This window comes from Streptomyces sp. NPDC054842, from assembly GCF_053611025.1.
Map to the genome: position 1 here is coordinate 45,581 of NZ_JBSGZN010000027.1, position 20,714 is coordinate 66,294.

The following is a 20,714-nucleotide window of genomic DNA, read 5'->3' on the forward strand; positions in this document are numbered from 1 at the left end:
TACGGAGCACACCGTGAACCCCAGCAGACGCACCGTCCTGCTCGCCGGAGCGGGCGCCGCCGCGGGACTCCTCCCCGGCCTCTCCGCCACCGCCGCCGCGGCCCCCGGCGACCTCCAGCCGTACGCCTCGTACTGGTACCCCGACTCGCTGCCCGCCGGCAGCCCCGGCCCCGGCATCACCTGGCGCAGCCTCAGGACGTGGCGGGCCGAGAACGACCCCGACCTGCCCTTCAACACGGCGTCCGTACCGCTTGCCGCGCGCTTCGCACCGACCCCGGCGAATCCGACGGCCCGCGACGGCCAGGCGCGTGTGCAGTCCCTCGTCTCCTTCGGCCCGACAGCGGGCAACCCCTCCCAGGGCGCGGCGACGGCCGACTACTACGCCCTCACCCACTGGGCGTACCTGGACGAACTCGTCTTCTGGGGCGGCTCGTCCGGGGAGGGCCTGATCCTCGCCCCCAACGCGCCGGTCGTCGACGCGGCCCACCGGCACGGCGTACCGGTCCTCGGCAACGTGTTCCTGCCGCCCGTCGCCTACGGCGGGCAGTTGCAGTGGACCCGCGACCTCGTCCAGAAGGACACGGCCGGGCACTACCCGCTGGCGGCGCAGCTCGTCGCGGTCGCCGCCGCGTACGGCTTCGACGGCTGGTTCGTCAACGCCGAGACCGGCGGCGGCGACGCCGCCCTCGCCGCCGACATGCTCGGCTTCCTCACCGAGCTGAAGGCGCTCGGCACGGCGAGGGGACAGCGCGTCACCTGGTACGACTCGATGACCACGAACGGCTCGGTCAGCTGGCAGGGAGCGCTCAACGACCGCAACAAGGCGTTCTTCCAGGCGGCCGACTCCCTGTTCGTCGACTTCCGCTGGTCACCGGGCAGCCTCGCATCCTCCGGCACGACCGCCGAGCAACTGGGACGCGACCGCTACGAGTTGTGGGCCGGCGTCGACGTCGAGGCCAACGGCACGAACACGTCCGTCGACTGGGACGCCATCGTGCCGGCCGACCGGGACCACGTCGTCTCGCTCGGCCTCTACCGGCCCGAGTGGACCCGCAACCACCTGCCCGCCGGCCGCACCCCCGGCGACTTCCACGCGGCCGACGACGCGTTCTGGACCGGTGCCTCGCTCGACCCCTCCCGGCCCGACCCCGGCGCCGCCTGGCGTGCCCCGGCGCTCTCCGTCGCCGACCGCTCCACCGTCACCGCCGTCCCCTTCGCCACCACCTTCAACACCGGGCACGGCCTGAAGTGGTACGACGGCGGCAAGGTCACCTCGGACACGGCGTGGAACCACCTCGGCCTCCAGGACCGGCTGCCCTCCCGCCGCTGGGTCGTGCGCACCACCGGCCGGCGCCCCGCCGTCACCTTCGACTTCGCGGACGCCTGGCGCGGCGGCAGCAGCCTGCTCGTCGACGGCATCCTCGACGCCCCCGTCACCCTGGACCTCTACGCCACCCGGCTGCCGCTGGGCCCGGACACGCTGGCCGAGCTGACCCACCGCACCGACGCGGGCGCCGTCAGGGTCGAGCTGGCCGTCGCCACCGCCGAACCCGGCACCCCGGGCGGCGCCCCGCCGTACACCTGGTTCCCCGTCGAGGCGGGCAGCGGCGGCTGGCGGACCTCCACCGTGCGGCTGAGCGGACTGTCCGGGACCGTGCGCGCACTGGGCGTGCGGCTCACCCCGGCCCGCCGCGGGACCCCGGTCCGCCTGCGACTGGGCGGCCTCGCCGTCCGGAACGCGAAGACGGCCCCCGCCGCGCCCACCGGCCTGCGCGTCACCGGCGCCGACGGCGGCAGCCTGCGCCTGAGGTGGCAGGCCGCCCCCGGCGCCGTACGCCACTACGAGCTGCACCGCGTCCTTCCCGACGGCACGCGCCGCTTCCTCGGCGGCACCTGCCAGAGCGCGTACTTCGTCCAGGGGCTCGCCCCCGCACAGGGGGAGGCCGCCGCACGGTTCGAAGTACGCGCGGTGGGGGAGCTGTTCACCATCTCCTCCGCCACCACGACCACCCATACCTGGTAGCCCGCACCCACACCCCCGGAGCACTTCATGCATGACGACCGCACCCTGGTCGAAGCCCGTCTCAAGCGCGTCCTCGACGAGCGCATCCGCCCCGCCGTGTACCCGGAGTCCGTACCCCTGGACGTGGCGGTGTGGAACGCGCCGGGCGAGCCCGTGCCGGTCGCCGAGGGCCTCGCGGCCGACGCGGCACCGATCGAGGTCGGCGCGCGCTGGGGTGCTCCGTGGGGCACCAGCTGGTTCCGGGTCCGCGGGACCGTCCCCGAGGAGTGGGCGGGACGGCACGTCGAGGCGGTGCTCGACCTCGGCTTCGACGAGAACATGCCCGGCTTCCAGTGCGAGGGCCTCGTCTACCGGCCCGACGGCACCCCGGTGAAGGGCCTGAACCCCCGCAACCAGTGGGTACGGATCGGCGCCCCGGCCGAGGGCGGCGAGGAGGTCCTGCTGCACATCGAGGCCGCCTCCAACCCGGTGATCCTCGACTACCACCCCTTCGTGCCCACCCCCCTCGGCGACAAGGAGACCGCGGGCACCGAGCCGCAGTACACCCTCACCCGCATGGACCTGGCCGTCTTCGACGAGACGGTGTGGAACCTCGTGATCGACCTGGAGGTCGCCGGCGAGCTGATGGCCGAGCTGCCGGTGGAGTCCGCCCGCCGCTGGGACCTGCTGCGCGCCGTGGAGCGCGCCCTCGACGCCGTCGACCTCCAGGACGTCAACGGCACGGCGGCCGCCGCGCGCGCACGGCTCGAAGGGGTGCTGGCCGAGCCCGCCGTACCCTCCGCCCACCGCATCAGCGCCGTCGGTCACGCGCACATCGACTCGGCGTGGCTGTGGCCGCTGCGCGAGACCGTGCGCAAGGTGGCCCGCACGACGTCCAACATGACGGCGCTGCTGGAGGACGAGCCCGACTTCGTCTTCGCCATGTCCCAGGCCCAGCAGTGGGCGTGGGTCAAGGAGCACCGGCCCGAGGTGTGGGCACGGGTGAAGAAGGCCGTCAGCGACGGGCGGTTCGTACCGGCCGGAGGCATGTGGGTCGAGTCCGACACGAACATGCCGGGCTCCGAGGCGATGGCCCGTCAGTTCGTGCACGGCAAGCGGTTCTTCCTGGAGGAGTTCGGCGTCGAGAACGAGGAGGCCTGGCTGCCCGACACCTTCGGCTTCGCCGCGGGCCTCCCGCAGATCATCAAGGCGGCCGGCTCCAAGTGGCTGCTGACACAGAAGATCTCGTGGTCGCAGACCAACAAGTTCCCGCACCACACCTTCCGTTGGGAGGGCATCGACGGCACCCGGATCTTCACCCACTTCCCGCCGGTCGACACCTACAACTGCTCCATGAAGGGCAGCGAGATCGCGCACGCCGCGAGCAACTTCAAGGACAAGGGGGTCGCCCGGCACTCCCTCGCGCCCACCGGCTGGGGCGACGGAGGCGGCGGCACGACACGCGAGATGGTCGCCAAGGCGGCCAGGCTGCGCGATCTGGAGGGCTCGGCGACCGTCGTCTGGGAGACCCCCGAGAAGTTCTTCGAGAAGGCGCAGGCCGAATATCCCGACGCGCCCGTCTGGGTCGGCGAGCTGTACCTGGAACTGCACCGGGCCACCCTCACCAGCCAGGCGAAGACCAAGCAGGGCAACCGCCGCAGCGAGCACCTCCTGCGCGAGGCCGAACTCTGGGCGGCGACCGCGGCCGTCCGCACCGGGGCCGCCTACCCCTACGAGGAGCTGGACCGCATCTGGAAGACGGTGCTGCTGCACCAGTTCCACGACATCCTGCCCGGCTCGTCCATCGCCTGGGTGCACCGCGAGGCGCGCACAACGTACGAGCGGGTCGCCGAGGAGCTGAACGAGATCATCGACGCGGCGCAGCGGGCGCTGGCCGGCGAGGGCTCCGCGCCGCTCGTGTTCAACTCGGCCCCGCACACCCGCGACGGGGTCCCGGCGGGCGGCGCCCGGACCCCGGCCGTGCTCGGGGAGACGGCTCTGGAACCCCGCCCGGACGGCGGCTACGTCCTCGACAACGGGATGCTGCGGGTCGGGATCGACGCGCGCGGGCTGGTCGTCTCCGCGTACGACCTGGCCGCCGACCGCGAGACGGTCGCGCCCGGACAGGCCGCCAACCTCCTCCAGCTGCACCCCGACTTCCCGAACATGTGGGACGCCTGGGACGTCGACGAGTTCTACCGCAACACCGTCACCGACCTGGTCGACGCCGACGAGGTCGCGCCCGGCGAGGACGGCGTCTCGGTCCGGGTCGTCCGCTCCTTCGGCGACTCCCGGGTCACCCAGGTGCTGTCGCTCGCCCCCGGCGAGCAGCGCCTCGGCATCGACACCGAGGTCGACTGGCACGAGACCGAGAAATTCCTCAAGCTCACGTTCCCGCTGGACGTGCACGCCGAGCGGTACGCCTCCGAGACGCAGTTCGGGCACTTCCACCGGCCGACGCACACCAACACCAGCTGGGAGGCTGCCAAGTTCGAGGCCTGCAACCACCGGTTCGTGCACGTCGAGGAGCCCGGCTGGGGCGTGGCCGTCGTGAACGACTCGACGTACGGCCACGACGTGACCCGTACCGTGCGTGACGGCGACTCCGGTACGACCACCACCGTGCGGGTCTCGCTGCTGCGCGCCCCGCGGTTCCCCGACCCCGAGACCGACCAGGGGGTGCACCGGTTCCGGCACGCGCTGGTGCCGGGAGCGGCGATCGGCGACGCGGTGCGCGAGGGGTGGCGGATCAATCTGCCGGAGCGGCGGGTGTCGGGCTCGCGGGAGGTCGCGCCGCTGGTCACCGTCGAGCAGGACGCCGTCGTGGTGACGGCGGTCAAGCTCGCCGACGACGGCAGCGGGGACGTCGTCGTCCGGTTCCATGAGTCCCGGGGCGGGCGGTCGAGGGTCACCCTCACCGCCGGGTTCCCCTTCGAGGACGTCACGGTGACGGACCTGCTGGAGCGGCCGCTCGCCGACGCGGTGGGGCCCGAGCGGGACGGGGCGCGGCTTCGGATGCCGTTGCGGCCCTTCGAGCTGGTGACGCTTCGGCTGAAGCGGGGGTAGTCACCTCGCGGTGAGGGCCCTCGGGGGTGTCCGTCCCCGGGGGCCCTCACCGGCTGACGGCGGCTTCAGTCCCGACTCGGGGCTCCGCCCCGGGCCCCGCTCCTCAAACGCCGGTTCGCTCCACAGGGTGTCGGAGTGCTCAAGTGGTCTGATGAATATTCGTCCCGGTCGGCAGAGGACTGGGACTTCCGGCCAGGGCCGTGCCAGGGAGGTGGACCCCACGCGCTCGGCCAGCATCCGATCAGTCCTCGATCACGTTCGATGAGGAGCCGGCAGATGACCGACAGGGACAGTTCCTCGCGCCGACGATCGCCCGCCTGACGACGGGGCGCGCGCAGGACCGACCCCGGCCGACCGCTCGCGCACGCCCCCAGGTCCCGGACCGAAAGGCTCCCAGTTGTCCCCAACCGCCGCCCGCGTCATCGCCATCGACACCTACGACATCCGCTTCCCGACCTCCCGTGAACTCGACGGGTCCGACGCGATGAACCCCGACCCCGACTACTCGGCGGCGTACGTCGTGCTGCGCACCGACGCGGCCGACGGCCACGGCTTCACCTTCACCATCGGGCGGGGCAACCTCGCATACCTGGCGAGCCCCCTGTCCGGCGCCACCACCGGTACCGCCCTCGCCGTCGACGGCGGTATGCAGGGCCTGCGACCGCGCCCGGCCGCCCGATGAGCCCGCTCGGGCGCGGCGGCGTCGAGACCGGCCCCCTCGCCTTCGGCGCCGCGGGCATCGGCAACCTCTACAGCGCCGTCGGCGAGGAGCAGGCGCGGCGGGCCGTGGACGCCGCCTGGTCCGCCGGCATCCGCTACTTCGACACGGCCCCCCACTACGGCCTCGGCCTCTCCGAGCGCCGCCTCGGCGCCGCCCTGCGCGACCGGCCCCGCGCCGACTACACCCTCTCCACCAAGGTGGGCCGCCGCCTGGAGCCCACCGACGCGGGCGGCGACGACCTCGCCAACGGCTTCGCCGTACCCGCCACCCACCGCCGGGTCCGGGACTTCGGCGCGGACGGCGTACGGCGCACCCTGGAGGCCGCGCTCACCCGGCTCGGCGTCGACCGCGTCGACATCGTCTACCTCCACGACCCCGACGACCACGCCGAGCAGGCGTTCCGCGAGGGCTACCCCGCGCTGGAGCGGCTGCGCTCGGAAGGCGTGGTGCGGGCGATCGGCGCGGGCATGAACCAGACCGCGATGCTCACCCGTTTCGTGCGCGAGACGGACGTCGACGTGGTGCTGTGCGCGGGCCGCTACACCCTGCTCGACCACGGGGCGCTGGCCGACCTGCTGCCCGCGGCCCAGGAGCGCGGCACCTCCGTCGTCGTCGGCGGTGCCTTCAACTCCGGCCTGCTGGCCGACCCGCGGCCGGGCGCGACGTACGACTACGCCGCGGCGCCGCCCGAGCTGCTGGAGCGGGCCCTGCGCCTCAAGACCCTGGCGGAGCGGCACGGCACCACGCTGCGGGCCGCCGCGCTCGCCTTCCCCGCGGCGCATCCGGCGGTCGCGAGCGTCCTCGTCGGCGCCCGCTCGGCCGCCGAAGTGCGGGACTGCGCCGAGCAGTTCGTGACGCCGGTCCCGGCGGCCTTCTGGCAGGAGCTGCGCGAGCAGGGCCGGCTGCCCGAGGACGCCCCCGTCCCCGTACCGGGGGAGCGGCCGTCGTGAGAGGCGCACCGCACACCGAACCGGTGGGGGAGCTGCCGTGAGCGTCGACGCGCACCACCATCTGTGGGACCTGTCCGTCCGCGACCAGGACTGGATCACCGGGCCGGAACTGATGCCGCTGCGCCGGGACTTCACCCTCGCCGACCTCGAACCGCGGGCACGCGCCGCGGGCGTGGAGCGCACCGTCCTCGTCCAGACGGTGACCGTCCCCGAGGAGACCCCCGAACTCCTGACCGTCCTGGACGCCTTCGGTCCGGGCCGCCTGATGTCCGGCTCGGACTGGCCGGTGTGCACCCTCGCCGCGACCTACGCCGAAGTCGTCGAGACGGCGCACGAGTTGACGCGGGAGCTGAGCGCCGGTGAACGCGCCGGCATCCTCACCCGCACCTGCCTCGCGCGTCTACCGCCTCTGAGAGGCCGGGTCCAGGCGAGTGGGCGGCAGGAACTCCCGCACGTACGTCCGCTGCCAGCACGCGCCCGTCTCCCGCAGCTCCCGCCAGGTCGTGTAGCGGTAGCGGTACAGACGGGCCCGCACGAACCGCGGCGGGGTGTCCGCGGGGAACGGTGAACGGCGCAGGAGCCGCAGCGTGTCACGGTCGTTCTCGAGCAGCCGCTCCACCAGCACCCCGAACCACGCTCCGGCGTACGCGGGGGACAGTCCCACGAACCACATCATCCAGTCGAGCCGCAGGTGGTACGGGGCGAACTGGCGCGGCCAGCGCCGCGGATCGCCCGGCTTGCCGCGGAACTCGTACTCCCGCCAGTCCCCGTCCTCCCGCGCCGTCTCGTCGGTGGTGCCCTCGACGACCACCTCGTGGCGGACGCGGCTGACGCTGCCGAACGCGCCGTAGCTGTTGACCAGATGGAGCGGGTCGAAGGAGCGGTTCATCACCTGGCGCCGGGACACGAGATTGCGCACCGGGCGGTGGCTCAGGGCCAGCAGCACCGCGGCGACGGCGAGGACGACCACCTCGTACCAGAGGGGCGGCGCGGCGGTGTCCGGGGCCGAGGCGGGGAACTCCACGGCGGACACAGCCAGCACGATCGTGAGCCAGTTCAGCCAGGAGAAGTTGCCCGACAGGACCAGCCACAGCTGCGTGACGATCATCAGCGCCGCGGCCGCCGTCGCCACCGGCTGCGGTGTGAACAGCAGGACCGGGACCACGAGTTGGGTGACGTGGTTGGCGGCCACCTCGACGCGGTGCACCGGCTTGGGCAGATGGTGGAAGAACCAGCTCAGCGGACCCGGCATCGGCTGGGTCTCGTGATGGTGGTCCAGGCACGTCAGCTCGCGCCAGCACGCGTCGCCCCGCAGCTTGATCAGCCCGGCGCCGAACTCGACGCGGAACAGCACCCAGCGCAGCAGGAAGAGGACGACGACCGGCGGCGCCACCTCGTCGTTGCCCAGGAACACCGCGAGGAAGCCGACCTCCAGGAGCAGGGACTCCCAGCCGAAGCCGTACCAGGTCTGTCCGACGTTGACGACCGACAGGTACAGGAACCAGGGGACGAGCCACAGCAGCATGCCGCCCCACAGGGGCAGGCGCGAGTCCAGCCCCGCGAGCAGCGCCGCCGACACCGCGCAGCCGGCCCAGCACCAGAGCGCGAAGAAGCGGTCCGAGTAGTACAGGTGGAACACGCTCGGCGAGCGGCGGAACGGCACGCGGGCGACGAAGCGGGGCACCGGCAGCATGCCCCGCTCCCCGAGCAGCGGCCGGAACTGGAGCGCCGCCGTCAGGAACGCGACCAGGTACACACCGGCCAGCGACCGCTGGAAGACCACCCGGCTCAGCCAGTACCCGGATGCAGAGAACCACTCCACGACCGCCTCCTCGTTCGCTTCCAGTGTGACGCTGGGTTACCACGGTCGGCACCCGCCACACTCACCCGGACGCCGCAACCCGTCCGGGCGGCGTCCCGCGGCCCGCCGGAGCCCGCGCCGCGGGGCACCCATAAGTCGAACAATCGGGTAAATCCTGGCAAGGTGGGCGCATGGTTGATCGGGGAGCGAGCGCCCTGTCACTCCCGGACGACTGGCCCGCCCACCCGGACCCGATCATGGCGCTCAACCGCATGGGTAGCTTCGACTGGGACCTGGACACCGCGCTGATGTACATGGACGCCCAGGCCCTCGCCGTGTTCGACATGAGCCCGGACGACTACGACGGCCACCCGCAGACCCTGGGCGCGCGCGTCCCGCCCGCCGACGCCCACGGCCTGGACGCCATGGTCTCCCAGGCCCTCAAGGACGGCAGCGCCAACTACGGCGCCTACTTCCGCGTCCGGCACCGGGACGGCTCCCTGTGGTGGACGCACACCCAGGGCTACATCCACCGCGACGGGACCGGCCGCCCCCGCAGGATCCTCGGCATCGTCCGCGACGCCACCCAGGAGCTGAGCGAGAGCGCCGCGCGGCGCGAGCAGGCCGCCGAGGACGAGGCCCGCCGCCAGCAGACGAGCGTCGTGCAGATCACCACCGCGGCGCTCGCCCACGCCCGCACCGTCCAGGACGTGATCGACGTCCTGGAGAGCACCCACGGCGTCACCCACCTCGGCGCCACCAGCCTGGTCATGGGCCTGCTGGAGGCCGGCCGGGTCCGTCTGGTCGCCGCGGGCCCCGAGGACAGCTACGTGCCCGGCACCCGCGTCACCCGACTGGACGAGCCGTACCCGATGAACGAGGTCGTACGGACCCTTTCCCCGCACTTCATCGAGTCGCCGCAGGAGTTCGCCGAGTCCTACCCGCTGCTGTGGCCGAACATCACCGACCTGGAGATCACCTCCGCCGCCTACCTGCCGCTCATCGTGCAGGCCCGGCCCATCGGCGCCATCGGACTGCTCTACAACGACCGGCGCGGCTTCTCCGCCGAGGAGCGCAACGTCCTGGTCGCCCTCGGCAGCAGCATCGCCCAGAGCCTCCAGCGGGCCATGTTCTTCGAGCAGGAGAAGGACCTCGCCCAGGGACTCCAGCAGGCCATGCTGCCGCGCTCCATCCCCAGCGTGCCCGGCGCCGACCTCGCCGTCCGCTACCGCTCCGCCGCCCTCGGCCGGGACATCGGCGGCGACTGGTACGACCTGATCCCGCTGCCCGGCGGACGCGTCGGCGCCGTCATCGGCGACGTCCAGGGCCACGACACGCACGCCGCCGCCGTCATGGGCCAGCTGCGCATCGTGCTGCGCGCCTACGCGGCCGAGGGGCACACGCCCGCCACCGTGATGGCCCGTGCCTCGGTCTTCCTGCACGAACTCGACACCGACCGCTTCGCCACCTGCCTGTACGCGGAGGCCGACCTGTCCACCGGCGTCGTCCAGGTCGTCCGGGCCGGGCACATCGACCCGATACTGCGCCACACGGACGGCACCTGCCGCCGCCTCCCCGTCGAGGGCGGCCTGCCGCTCGGTCTGTCCGCCGAGTTCGGCCGCCTCGCCTACCCCGTCGACACCGTCGAACTCGACCCCGGCCAGACCCTGCTGCTCTACACCGACGGACTCGTCGAACAGCCCGGCATCGACCTCGACGACGGCATGCGCACCCTGCGCGAACTGGTCCGCACCGGACCGGACGACGTCCGCGCCCTCGCCGACCGGCTCATCGAGGTCGCCGAGGAACGCGGCGGCGACGACGACGTGGCGCTCCTGCTGCTGCGCCGCCGCGGCCCCACCCAGCAGACCGGCGGCCGGCTCCAGCAGCACGTCGCACCGGGCGATCCGGAGGCGCTCACCGAGGCCCGCCACATGATCCGCGCCGCGGTCCGCGCCTGGGGCGCGGGCGACCGCGCCGACGAGATCGAACTGGTCGCCGACGAACTGATCACCAACGCCCTCATGCACACCGAGGGAGCCGCCGTCGTCACCCTCCGGGCACTGACCGGCTCCGACCGCAGGCTCCGCGTGGAGGTCGAGGACTCCTCCAGCGCGCTCCCGCGCCGCCGCGAGGCCGGCGAGTCCGGGGTGTCCGGGCGCGGCCTGCTGCTGGTCGACCTGCTCACCGACGGCTGGGGCGTGGAGGCCCGCGGCGGCGGCAAGTGCCTGTGGTGCGAGTTCGCGGTCCCGGCGCGGGACTGACATGGCGCCGCCCGCGCCGGGTGGCACTCTGGACGTATGCCGGAACTGCCCGAGGTCGAAGCGCTCAAGGATTTCCTCACCGACCACCTCGTCGGCCGCGAGATCGTCCGCGTCCTGCCCGTCGCGATCAGCGTCCTGAAGACCTACGACCCGCCGGTCAACGCCCTGGAGAGCCGCGAGGTCACCGCCGTGCACCGGCACGGCAAGTTCCTGGACATCGACGCGGACGGCCTGCACCTCGTGACCCATCTGGCCCGCGCGGGCTGGCTGCACTGGCGGGACAGCCTGCCCGACGGCCCGCCCCGCCCCGGCAAGGGCCCGCTCGCCCTGCGGACGGCCCTGGAGACCGGGGAGGGCTTCGACCTGACCGAGGCCGGCACCCAGAAGCGCCTCGCCGTGTACGTCGTACGGGACCCGGCGGAGATCCCCGGGGTCGCCCGGCTCGGCCCCGACCCGCTGGCCGCCGACTTCGACGAGGAGCGGTTCGCCGGACTCCTGGCGGGCGAGCGGCGGCAGCTCAAGGGTGCGCTGCGGGACCAGAGCCTCATCGCGGGCGTGGGCAACGCCTACAGCGACGAGATCCTCCACGCGGCCGGGATGTCGCCCTTCAAGCTGGCCGCGTCGCTCACGCCCGAGGAGACCCGGCGGCTGTACGAGGCGCTGCGCGGCACGCTCACCGAGGCCGTCGAGCGCTCGCGGGGCGTGGCCGCGGGACGCCTCAAGGCCGAGAAGAAGAGCGGGCTGCGGGTGCACGGCCGCACCGGCGAGCCCTGTCCGGTGTGCGGCGACACCATCCGCGAGGTCTCCTTCAGCGACTCCTCGCTGCAGTACTGCCCCACCTGCCAGACCGGCGGGAAGCCGCTCGCGGACCGGAGGCTGTCCCGGCTGCTCAAGTAGGCGCCCACGCCGGTCAGCGCGGCTTCAGTGTCACCAGGCGCTCGCCGTCCCGCGTGCGCACCTCGAACCGGCTGATCTCCCCGGGCCGGAACGCGGCCCCGCCGTGCATGCTGGCGGCGCCGGAGTCGTGCGACGGGGCCGTCCAGCTCGTCACCGTCTGCTCGGAACCGTCCTTGCCGACCACGACGAGCCGGCAGGCCCGCGGGCCCTCGCCGTCCTTGACCTCCACGTCGAACTCGCTGCCCCAGACCCGGTCCGCCCAGCTGACCCGCGCCCACACCCCGCTGTGCGCGTCGGTCGCGGCGACCCGGTCGGCGGGGGAGTCGCTCGCCGTCACCACGGCGACGGCGGGTCCGCCCGCCGCGAGGACCGCGACGGCGGCCACGGCGTACAGCAGCCGCCTGCGCCCGGCCCGGTGGCGTGCGGCCACCTCGCCCAGCAGCCGGTCGAGGAAGCGCGGCCCGGGTGCCGCGAAGGGATGCACGGCACGGGGGGTCGCCCGGCGGTACAGCAGCAACTGCCGTGCGGCGGGGCCGAACGCGCTCACCTGCGCGGTGCAGCTCGGACACCCCATGAGGTGGTCCTCGAAGCGGAAGGCATCCGCTTCGTCCAGCACGCCGAGCGTGTAGGCGCCGACGTCGCGATGGCGTTCCAGGGACCTCATACCAAATCCTCGTGCCGGGGGGCTGGGTGGGGGTGGTGCTGCTGTTGCCCACCGGTACGCACCGGACCGCCGAATCACTCAAGACCCGTGGGGAAACGGGGAAGATGTTCGGAGCGGAGCGGCCCGCGGATTGGTCGGATCCGAAGAACTTTCCGAATCAGAAGAGATGGATCGCCAGATGCCCGAGCGGCAGCCCCAGCTGCCAGGCCGGGGTCCACACCTGGGGCCCGTCGTCCTCGCCGGGGACCGGACCGCCACCCGGCACCGCGTCCAGATCGGGAGCGAGCAGCTCGGTCTCCTCCAGCCAGCGCCGGGCCGCCGCCGCCAGCTCCAGGTCCGGTGCCGGGCCGCCCGCCTCGGCGGCCTCCTTCTCCAGGCGCGCCATCCGCTCGCGCACCCAGTCCTGCCACGGCTGGTCGTACGCGGTGAGCGACAGCCAGTTCTCCAGCTGCGAGACGACGCGGATGCCGGCGAGCTCCCCGCCGGTGTCGGACAGGAAGATGGTCAGCGCCAGGGCGTCGCGCCCGGCGCGGAACTCGAAGGACGTAGGCGGCATCAGATCGCCGGTTCTCAGCAGCTCGTCGGCGATGTATTCGGCGTACAACCAGGCCATCGGGACGGCCAGTTCGCCGCCGTCGGTGCCGCCCGTGCTCTCTTGACCTCTGTGCAGCATCCCTTCCTGCCCTCCTCCGGTTCGTGCGCGTCGCCCGACCCCGGGTCCCAGTCCGGAAACACGGATGAGGACAGCTGATGGCCCAACCATGGTCGTCAGCAAGGCGCTTTACGGAGGCTTGACTGATCCTTCGGTTTCACCGCAGGTCGGCCGCGTATCCCGGAAGAACCCGGCGCAGGGCGCGCAGCGCGTAGTACGCGCGGGACTTCACGGTACCGGGCGGAATCCCGAGCGCCTCCGCGGCCTCCGCCACACTCGCCCCACGGAAGTACACCTGCACCAGGACTTCACGGTGCTCCGGAGTGAGTGTCTTCACAGCCTCCCGCACGTCGAGCGTCGCCGCGGAGCGTTCGGCGTGATCGGCGCACACCCGCGCGCTCTCCAGCACCTCGTCGCCGACCTCGTCCGGACGCGCCCGCCGGGCCCGCCGCGCGTCGATGGCGAGCCGTCGCCCGACGGTGAGCAGCCAGGGGCGCACGGAGGTGAAGTCGTCCGCGCGCAGGGCCTCGGGGTGCTGCCAGGCGCGGACGAGCGTCTCCTGGAGCAGGTCCTCGGCGCGCTGCCGGTCGCCGTCGGAGAGCCGCAGCAGCAGCGCGAACAGCGGTCGCCCGTGTTCGCGCTGCAGCGCGGCCAGCTCGTGCTCCGCGGTCGTGCCGCGGGTGATGGTGGTGGTTCCGGCCGTCATGGCCTGTATGCCAGCGGGTGGCGCCCTGCGGGGACAGGGGCCGGGCGCGGATGTGCGGTGGGCGGTCGATGCCGTCGGTGAACGGTACGACGAACGGTCCGCCGGGCGGCGAGGTGTCCTCGCGCCTCACGTGACCGGGCCCGCCGGCCCCTGCGGACCGGGCCACGGTCGCGTCCGGAGGGGGTGACCGGGGGCGCCCGCCGGGGTCCTCCGTTCGGAGCAAGGGCTGGGGTGGCGCGTTGACTTCGGTGCGCCCCTGTATGTGCATGTGTGTCAATAAATATGATGATCCGACCGTATCGGGGCTCGATATGACCACACGTGCGCGACTGGCCGGAATCGGAATCGCCGCGGTGCTCGCCGCCGTCGCCGCCGGCTGCCAGGCCGCCGAGAAGCCGCACGCACCGCGCGCGGGACACCCGGCGGCGCCCGGGGCGACGCGCGGCTTCACCCTCGTCGCCTCCGGCGACGTCCTGCCGCACACCTCGATCATCGAACGGGCGCGGACCGACGCGGGCGGCGCCGGCCACGACTTCGCCCCCATGCTCGCGGGGGCCCGGCCCGTCGTCGCGCGCGCCGACCTGGCGATCTGCCACATGGAGACGGTCTACGGCGCCGACGGCGACTACAGCGGCTACCCCGCCTTCAAGTCCCCGCCCGAGGTGGCGAAGGGCCTCGCCGCCACCGGCTACGACGGCTGCTCCACCGCCTCGAACCACAGTCTCGACGACGGCGCCGCCGGCATCCACCGCACCCTCGACGCCCTCGACCGGGCCGGCGTACGGCACGCGGGATCCGCCCGGACGGCCGCCGAGGCGAGCGCCCCGACCGTCATGAGGGCGGGCGGCGCCGACGTCGCCCACCTCGCGTACACGTACGACACCAACGGCTACCCGCTCCCGGACGGGCGGCCCTGGGCCGTGAACCTCATCGACCGGGACCGGATCGTCGCCGACGCCCGCGCCGCCCGCGCGGCCGGCGCCGACGTGGTCGTCGTGTCGGTGCACTGGGGGACCGAGTGGCAGGACGAGCCGGACGAGCGGCAGCTGACCCTGGCCCGGGACCTCACCGCCTCCCGGACCGGCGGCCGCCCCGACATCGACCTGATCCTCGGGACGCACGCCCACATCCCGCAGGCCTACGAGAAGGTCAACGGCACCTGGGTCGTCTACGGCATGGGCGACCAGATCGCCGGGGAGATGGTCGGCCACGACGGCGCGCCGGACCCGCGCGGCAACCAGAGCAGCATCGGACGGTTCACCTTCGCCCCGCCCGCGCGCCCGGGCGGCCGCTGGGAGGTGAAGCGGGCCGAGTTCCTTCCGCAGTGGTTCGACGTCCGCTCGGGACGCGTGGTCCCGCTGCACACCGGCCGGCCGGCCCCGGACGCCGCCGCCGTGCGCGACCGGATCCGCGACGTCGTCCTGAGCCGGGGCGCGGCCCAGGACGGTCTCGTCATGGGGCGGTAGGGGAGTCCGGGGAGGAGACCTTCGCCAGCTCCGAGCGCCGGTAGGAGTACCCGAAGTAGATGACGCAGCCGACGAGGAACCAGACGGCGAACCGCACCCACGTCCGCCACTCCAGGAACGTGATCAGCCAGACCGAGAAGACCACGCCCAGCGCGGGGACCACCGGCATCCACGGCGTACGGAAGGTGCGCGGCAGGTCCGGCCGCCGGTAGCGCAGCACGATCACCGCGACGCACACCACGACGAACGCCAGCAGGATGCCGATGTTGGTCAGTTCGGCCGCCTCGCCGATCGGCAGGAACCCCGCGATGGCGGCCGACGCGCAGCCCACGATCCAGGTCACCCGGGTCGGCACGTGCCGGGTCGGATGTGTCTTCGCGAACCACTTGGGCAGCAGCCCGTCCCGGCTCATCGAGAACCAGACACGGGTGCAGCCCAGCATGAACGTGAACATGACCGTGAGGATGCCGATGATCGCGCCGACCGCGATCACGTCCGCGAGTCCGCTCAGGCCCACCGACTTGAAGGCCGTCGAGAACCCGCTCTCCTTGTCGATGTCCTGGTAGTTCTGCATGTGCCGCCGACGCCGATCGCCGTCAGCTGCCACAGGCCGAGCGACCGTTCGAGCCGCGCGCCCTCGCCGGTCCCGGCCTCGTCGATCGTGTCGATGGGTTTGCGGCGGAGGATCCCCTCGCCCATGCGGAGCCCGGCCATGGTCGTCACCTCTTCGCGGACGGCAGTCGGCTGACGGCCGATCATGATGCTCCTGGTGCGGCGGCGACGGAAGACGCCACGCACGCCCGTCGCGGGCCGCCCCGGCCGCCGCGGCTACGGCACCACCGTCACCGGCCAGCGCCCCGCCTTCACCAGGCGGATCGCCACCGATCCGACGATCCGGTGCCCGGCCTGCTCGGACGCGCCGACCACCACGGCGTCCGCCTTGAGCTCGTCGGCGGCCTTGACGAGGCCGTTGTAGGGGTCGCCGCGGAACGTGTGGAACTCCCAGCGCACCGCGAATATGTCCTTGACCCGCTCGGTGGCCTCGCGGATCTGCGCGATCAGGCCCTCCGCGATCTCGTCGGTCGTGTCGGCGACCGGGACCCCGAGCGCCGCGCCCGCCGCCATCACCGGCTGGACGTAGACCACCGCGAGCAGCGCGTGCTGCCGGCGCGCCAGGCCACCGGCGTACGCGGCCGCACGGAGCGAGGAGTCGGAGCCGTCCACGCCGACGACGATGACCTTGGGCCCGTCCGTGCCCCGCTCGAACTGATGCGAGTGCTGCTGTTCCGTCACGGCGGTGAGGTTATCGGAAGCGTGCTCGCCGGCGGCCGGCCGCACCGTCCGCGGGACGCCGGTGTGCCCGTCGTCGGGCCGCCGGACCGCCGGTGAATGGTCCCAACGGGTGCTTTCGGGGGTCCCCAGCCGTGTTGCTGGGCCGCGCCGACGGTCAAATGGGCGACTGATGAGTCATGAAAAAGGATCAGCTGCTCACGCGGCGCTCGGCGTTGCTCGCCGGCGCCGCGGTGCTGGGCGCGGCCGGGGCGGCGGGCACGGCCCGGCTGCTCACCGCCGACCCGGGCGTGCACCCGGTGCTACGCCCCGCCCCGGTCTCGGGTCCTCAGGCGCGCCGCGCGCTGAAGCCCTCCGCCTACCGTCTCCAGCCCATCACCGGATACGGCACGCCGCACCGCGGCCCCGCCAGTACCCTCGTCCGGCACGAGCCGTTCCTGCGCATGGCCGGGCGCGGCCGCAGCATGGTGCTGACCTTCGACGACGGCCCCGACCCGCGCTACACCCCGGACATCCTGCGCACCCTGCGCACCCACGACGTCCGCGCGATGTTCTTCGTGTGCGGCGAGATGGCCGCCGACAACAAGGACCTGCTGCGCGAGATGGCCGACGACGGGCACGTCGTCGGCAACCACACCTGGACGCATCCGCTGCTGACCCGGCTCTCCCGCTCCGCGATCCGCTCGGAGATGGAGCGCACCTGCGAGGTCATCGACAAGGCGTACGGGGAGCCGCCCCTGTGGTTCCGGGCCCCCTACGGTGCCTGGAACCGGGCGGCCTTCCAGCTCGGTGCCGAGCTGGGCATGGAGCCGCTGGCGTGGACGGTCGACACCCTCGACTGGACGACGCCGGGCACCCGCAGGATCGCCGAGCGGGTGGAGCGCGGCGCCGCGCCCGGTGTCGTGGTGCTCTCGCACGACGCGGGCGGCGACCGGTCGCAGAGTGTGCGGGCGCTGCGCGCCTATCTTCCGGAACTGCTGGACTCCGGCTACCACATCACCGTTCCGCGAAGGCAGTACACATGAAAAGCGCCCGGGCGGACCTTCCGCCCGGGACCGCCGAAGGGCCTCGCCCGCCCGGTCCGGGAATTCTCAGCGAACCTCGGTCAGGCGGGCGAAGACGACCACGTTCCCGTCGTAGCCCTGCTGTTTGGAGAAACCGCCTCCACAGGTGATGACACGCAATTCCGGAGTTCCCTTGCTGCCGTAGACGCGGTCGCCGGGGAAATTGCTCTTCTCGAAGACCTCGATGCCGTAGATCTCGAATACGGCGGTTTTTCCGTCCTTGCGCTGGATCTCGACGCGGTTCCCCTTCTTCAGGGCGCCGAGCCCGTAGAAGACGGCGGGTCCGAGCCGGTTGTCGACGTGGCCCACGACCACGGCCGTGCCCTTCTCGCCGGGCGAGACCGCGCCGGTGAACCAGCCGGCGAGGTTCGGGTCCTCGGGGGGCGGCGCGTCGACCCAGCCCTCGGCGTCGAGGCCGACGGGCATGGCGGGGGCGTCGACCTGGATGCCGGGGATCCTGACCCGGTCGACCTCGGAGTACGGCAGCGGGTCGGGCGTGGACTTGCGGAAGGTGCCGCCGTTCTGGGTGCGGGTGTCCGCGGCCGCCGCCGTCGCGGGCTGCGGCGGTCCGACGTCGAACTCCCCGGAACCGTTGCGGATGAGAGCGAGGCCGGTCAGCAGCACAAGCGCTATCACGCCCCACGGCGCGCGCTTCTTCTGCCGCTCCTCCTCCTCGGCGAGCTCGGACGAGTGCATTCGCCATCCCCTCTCGACGCAGCCGTCGCCGCGTCCGTCGCGCATATGAGAACGCTAAGCGCAGCGCGCTCGGCGGGCGACGGGAGAACGTGCGAACGGGTGGTGACGTACATCGGCGTGCGCCATCCGAGTTGCCATGCGCACAAAATTTCTGACGGTCCGTGACCTGCGGCAACATCCCCCTGCGCGGAATTCCTTCGGCGTGTCCTCTCACCAGGACGGACCATTCCCGAAATGCGGCCCTGAGCAGCGCATCTGAGGGTCTGTCTGGGAGGCGCTTTCTCGCCGATCGACCGGGGACGGTTCCCGGGGCGCCTTCCGCGGAGGAACACATGCGTACTACTCGTGCCCTGGCGGTCTCTGCCGTCGCGGCCGCGGTCGTGGGGCTCGCCGCCCCCGCGGCCACGGCCTGGGACAGCCCCAGCAACATCGTCGCCATGCCCAGCGTCATCGCCCGGGGCGGACAGCTGACCGTCACGGTGGACGGCTCGTCCTGCCAGATGCCCGGCAGCACCGTCTCCTCGCCGGTCTTCCCGACCACGCCGCTGCACCACGTCAGCGGCAAGACCTCCACGGCGACGGTCACCATCGACCGTCACGCCCGGCCGGGGTCGTACGACATCACGGCCCGCTGCGGGGAGAACAAGACGCTCACCCGGCCTGCCGCCTTCACCGTCATCGGCGGTGTCCGCGGTGGTCTGGGCGGCAGCAGCTCCAGCGGGGCGACGCCCACCGACATGGCGATCGGCGGCGCCCTCGTGGCGGCGGCCGCCCTGGGCGGCGGGGTGTTCTGGATGCGCCGCAGGGCCGAGAACCGGATCTGACCGGCGGCCCCGCAGGAGCACGCACGTGACGGCCGCTCGCCCCGGACCCTCCCGCAGGGGTCCGGGGCGAGCGGCCGTGCGGCGTGCGGTCAGGAGTCGCCGGCGGCGCGACGGCGGGACACGTACCACGCCGCGCCGACGGAACCGGTGATGAGCGCGGCCCCGAGTCCGATCTCGTGGAGGTCGAACCCGGCCACGCTGCCGCCGACGCCGGCCTTCACGCCCCGGTGCACGGGGGCCGGCGGGCGGGTCAGGTCGGCCGGGCGCCCGGCGGTGATGCCGAGGTCGGTGTGACCGCTCACGCCGTCGCAGGTGAACGTCACCTGGTACACGGCGCCCGGCTTGGCGTCCCAGTCCACGGTGGCCGTGGCCGTGGACTGGCGGTGCGGGATGGTGACGGTGTCGAAGACGCCCGAGGTGACCGTGGCGTTGCCCTTGCACCCGCCGTCCCGCCGCAGCAGCAGTGTCACCTGGCCGCCGGGGGCGACGGTCGTGGGCTGGACGCTGAAGCCGAAGGGCGTGATGTTGCCTTCCTCCTCGCCGACCGCGACGGCGGCCGGTGCGGTCAGGGTCAGGGCGGCCACGCCCATCAGTGCGGCCGAAGCGACGCCTATCGCGCGCATGGTGATCCTCCGGGTCCCCGAGGAGCCTGCTGCGGACTTTTTCCGCCTGCGCCAGAAATGCACCTCGATGACCGAAACGCTAGAAAGGTGTGCGCGAGGGCGCGATCCGTGTCGCGCGAATGGGGCAACGGTGTGGGCCGCCCAGGGGAGACCGTACGTGCGAAAGGGGGACGGACGCGGCGTGGCGTCCGTCCCCCGGCGGCGTCACCCGGTGCGGGTTTGGAGAGCGCGAACCACCGGGGGGACCCGGGGTTCGGCCTCCTCACCCGGGGAGGTGCGGGAACAGCGTCCGGAAGGGTTCCGCCGAGGCCGCGATGCCCCGGCTGTACGGCGCGTCCAGGTCCCAGATCAGGAAGAGCAGGAACGCGATCAGGGCGGAGAAGAGTCCCGCGAGGATCAGCTCGCGCGGGGTGCGTCTGATCTGCAGCGCGAAGATCATGCCCACGGTGACCACGGCGCCGGTGATCAGACCGAACCACACCACGCCCGGCATGGTCGCCCCCGAGGACGAGCCGCGCCCGTTGCGGGCGTCGTCGGCGGCGGTGACCTGGTCGAGGAGGGGCTGGTAGGCCTGCGCCTCGAAGTCCGTGCGCGGTTCGTAGTCGGTGACGTCCTGACGGATCCGCTCGAAGAGCCGGCCGCCCTCGCGGCTGAGCTTCTGCTCGTCCGCCATCGACTTCCACTCGGTTGTGACGACATGACCGACATAGGTGTTGACGTCGTCCCGGATGCGGTCGCGGACGTCGGGCGGATACACCCGCACCCGCTCCGAGATCTCGTGCAGCGCCTGCGCCTCCGCCTGCACGTGGTCCTGGGCGATGCCGCGGCCCTCCCAGACGCCCGCGATGGCCAGACCCAGGACGATGGCGTACACCACGCCGATCATCATGGTCATGTACTCGATCACGTCCGGTGTCTCGGACGGGTCCTCGTCCTCCCGGGCTCTGCGGTGCCGGACGAGGGTCACGACGAGGACGACCACGCACGCGGCCACCATCGCGAGGGTGAGAACAAGCCAATCCGACAAG

Annotated in this window: 16 protein-coding genes and 3 pseudogenes; 10 read left to right on the forward strand and 9 right to left on the reverse strand. The window is 72.8% G+C overall.

Annotated elements, in window-relative coordinates; genetic code table 11:
- Window positions 1-13: 13 nt before the first annotated feature.
- From ACWGIS_RS21620 to ACWGIS_RS21640, 5 genes and pseudogenes are all read left to right on the forward strand, one after another.
- Complete coding sequence (locus ACWGIS_RS21620) at window positions 14-2,023, forward strand: endo-beta-N-acetylglucosaminidase (protein WP_453364068.1); 2,010 nt, start codon at window positions 14-16, stop codon at window positions 2,021-2,023.
- Between the two features lie 27 nt (window positions 2,024-2,050).
- Window positions 2,051-5,068, forward strand: a complete 3,018-nt coding sequence (locus tag ACWGIS_RS21625; RefSeq protein WP_453364069.1) for an alpha-mannosidase — start codon at window positions 2,051-2,053, stop codon at window positions 5,066-5,068.
- A gap of 397 nt (window positions 5,069-5,465) precedes the next feature.
- A pseudogene (locus tag ACWGIS_RS21630) lies at window positions 5,466-5,666 on the forward strand (fuconate dehydratase); the annotation flags it as partial.
- Window positions 5,667-5,746: 80 nt separating this feature from the next.
- Complete coding sequence (locus tag ACWGIS_RS21635) at window positions 5,747-6,739, forward strand: aldo/keto reductase (protein WP_453364070.1); 993 nt, start codon at window positions 5,747-5,749, stop codon at window positions 6,737-6,739.
- Window positions 6,740-6,776: 37 nt separating this feature from the next.
- Window positions 6,777-7,061, forward strand: a pseudogene (locus tag ACWGIS_RS21640) (hypothetical protein); the annotation flags it as partial.
- 78 nt (window positions 7,062-7,139) lie between these two features.
- Here the strand turns inward: ACWGIS_RS21640 and ACWGIS_RS21645 are convergent.
- The gene (locus ACWGIS_RS21645) at window positions 7,140-8,561 is read right to left on the reverse strand and encodes a lipase maturation factor family protein (protein ID WP_453364071.1); all 1,422 of its coding nucleotides are present in this window, start codon (window positions 8,559-8,561) and stop codon (window positions 7,140-7,142) included.
- A 170-nt stretch (window positions 8,562-8,731) separates the two neighbouring features.
- Here ACWGIS_RS21645 and ACWGIS_RS21650 point away from each other — a divergent pair, with 170 nt between their 5' ends.
- Together ACWGIS_RS21650 and ACWGIS_RS21655 are read left to right on the forward strand one after the other, a co-directional pair.
- Window positions 8,732-10,804, forward strand: a complete 2,073-nt coding sequence (locus tag ACWGIS_RS21650) for a SpoIIE family protein phosphatase (RefSeq protein WP_453364072.1) — start codon at window positions 8,732-8,734, stop codon at window positions 10,802-10,804.
- Window positions 10,805-10,840: 36 nt separating this feature from the next.
- The gene (locus ACWGIS_RS21655; RefSeq protein ID WP_453364073.1) at window positions 10,841-11,701 is read left to right on the forward strand and encodes an Fpg/Nei family DNA glycosylase; all 861 of its coding nucleotides are present in this window, start codon (window positions 10,841-10,843) and stop codon (window positions 11,699-11,701) included.
- Window positions 11,702-11,714: 13 nt separating this feature from the next.
- On the opposite strand, the gene ACWGIS_RS21660 is transcribed toward ACWGIS_RS21655, so the two are convergent.
- From ACWGIS_RS21660 to ACWGIS_RS21670, 3 genes are all read right to left on the reverse strand, one after another.
- Window positions 11,715-12,365: a zf-HC2 domain-containing protein gene (locus ACWGIS_RS21660; RefSeq protein ID WP_453364074.1), complete on the reverse strand. Its 651-nt coding sequence runs from the start codon at window positions 12,363-12,365 to the stop codon at window positions 11,715-11,717.
- 157 nt (window positions 12,366-12,522) lie between these two features.
- Window positions 12,523-13,038: a hypothetical protein gene (locus tag ACWGIS_RS21665; RefSeq protein WP_453364075.1), complete on the reverse strand. Its 516-nt coding sequence runs from the start codon at window positions 13,036-13,038 to the stop codon at window positions 12,523-12,525.
- A gap of 136 nt (window positions 13,039-13,174) precedes the next feature.
- Entirely contained in the window at window positions 13,175-13,723 is a 549-nt protein-coding gene (locus tag ACWGIS_RS21670; RefSeq protein WP_453364076.1) for a sigma-70 family RNA polymerase sigma factor, read from the reverse strand.
- Between the two features lie 311 nt (window positions 13,724-14,034).
- Here ACWGIS_RS21670 and ACWGIS_RS21675 point away from each other — a divergent pair, with 311 nt between their 5' ends.
- Entirely contained in the window at window positions 14,035-15,189 is a 1,155-nt protein-coding gene (locus ACWGIS_RS21675; protein ID WP_453364077.1) for a CapA family protein, read from the forward strand.
- On the opposite strand, the pseudogene ACWGIS_RS21680 reads toward ACWGIS_RS21675, so the two are convergent.
- Both ACWGIS_RS21680 and ACWGIS_RS21685 read right to left on the reverse strand, forming a co-directional pair.
- Window positions 15,176-15,763, reverse strand: a pseudogene (locus ACWGIS_RS21680) (APC family permease); the annotation flags it as partial. The gene ACWGIS_RS21675 and the pseudogene ACWGIS_RS21680 overlap by 14 nt on opposite strands.
- A 254-nt stretch (window positions 15,764-16,017) precedes the next feature.
- A complete protein-coding gene (locus tag ACWGIS_RS21685; RefSeq protein WP_453364078.1) occupies window positions 16,018-16,482 on the reverse strand; it encodes a universal stress protein in 465 nt (154 codons plus the stop codon).
- Window positions 16,483-16,658: 176 nt separating this feature from the next.
- Here ACWGIS_RS21685 and ACWGIS_RS21690 point away from each other — a divergent pair, with 176 nt between their 5' ends.
- Complete coding sequence (locus tag ACWGIS_RS21690; protein WP_453364079.1) at window positions 16,659-17,504, forward strand: polysaccharide deacetylase family protein; 846 nt, start codon at window positions 16,659-16,661, stop codon at window positions 17,502-17,504.
- 66 nt (window positions 17,505-17,570) lie between these two features.
- Here the strand turns inward: ACWGIS_RS21690 and ACWGIS_RS21695 are convergent, their stop codons facing one another.
- The gene (locus ACWGIS_RS21695; RefSeq protein WP_453364080.1) at window positions 17,571-18,239 is read right to left on the reverse strand and encodes a class F sortase; all 669 of its coding nucleotides are present in this window, start codon (window positions 18,237-18,239) and stop codon (window positions 17,571-17,573) included.
- Between the two features lie 332 nt (window positions 18,240-18,571).
- On the opposite strand from ACWGIS_RS21695, the gene ACWGIS_RS21700 reads away from it, so the two are divergent.
- Window positions 18,572-19,063, forward strand: a complete 492-nt coding sequence (locus ACWGIS_RS21700) for a hypothetical protein (RefSeq protein ID WP_453364081.1) — start codon at window positions 18,572-18,574, stop codon at window positions 19,061-19,063.
- A gap of 89 nt (window positions 19,064-19,152) precedes the next feature.
- Here the strand turns inward: ACWGIS_RS21700 and ACWGIS_RS21705 are convergent, their stop codons facing one another.
- Both ACWGIS_RS21705 and ACWGIS_RS21710 read right to left on the reverse strand, forming a co-directional pair.
- Window positions 19,153-19,686: a hypothetical protein gene (locus ACWGIS_RS21705; protein WP_453364082.1), complete on the reverse strand. Its 534-nt coding sequence runs from the start codon at window positions 19,684-19,686 to the stop codon at window positions 19,153-19,155.
- Window positions 19,687-19,948: 262 nt separating this feature from the next.
- Window positions 19,949-20,713: a bestrophin-like domain gene (locus ACWGIS_RS21710; protein WP_453364083.1), complete on the reverse strand. Its 765-nt coding sequence runs from the start codon at window positions 20,711-20,713 to the stop codon at window positions 19,949-19,951.
- Window position 20,714 lies beyond the last annotated feature (1 nt).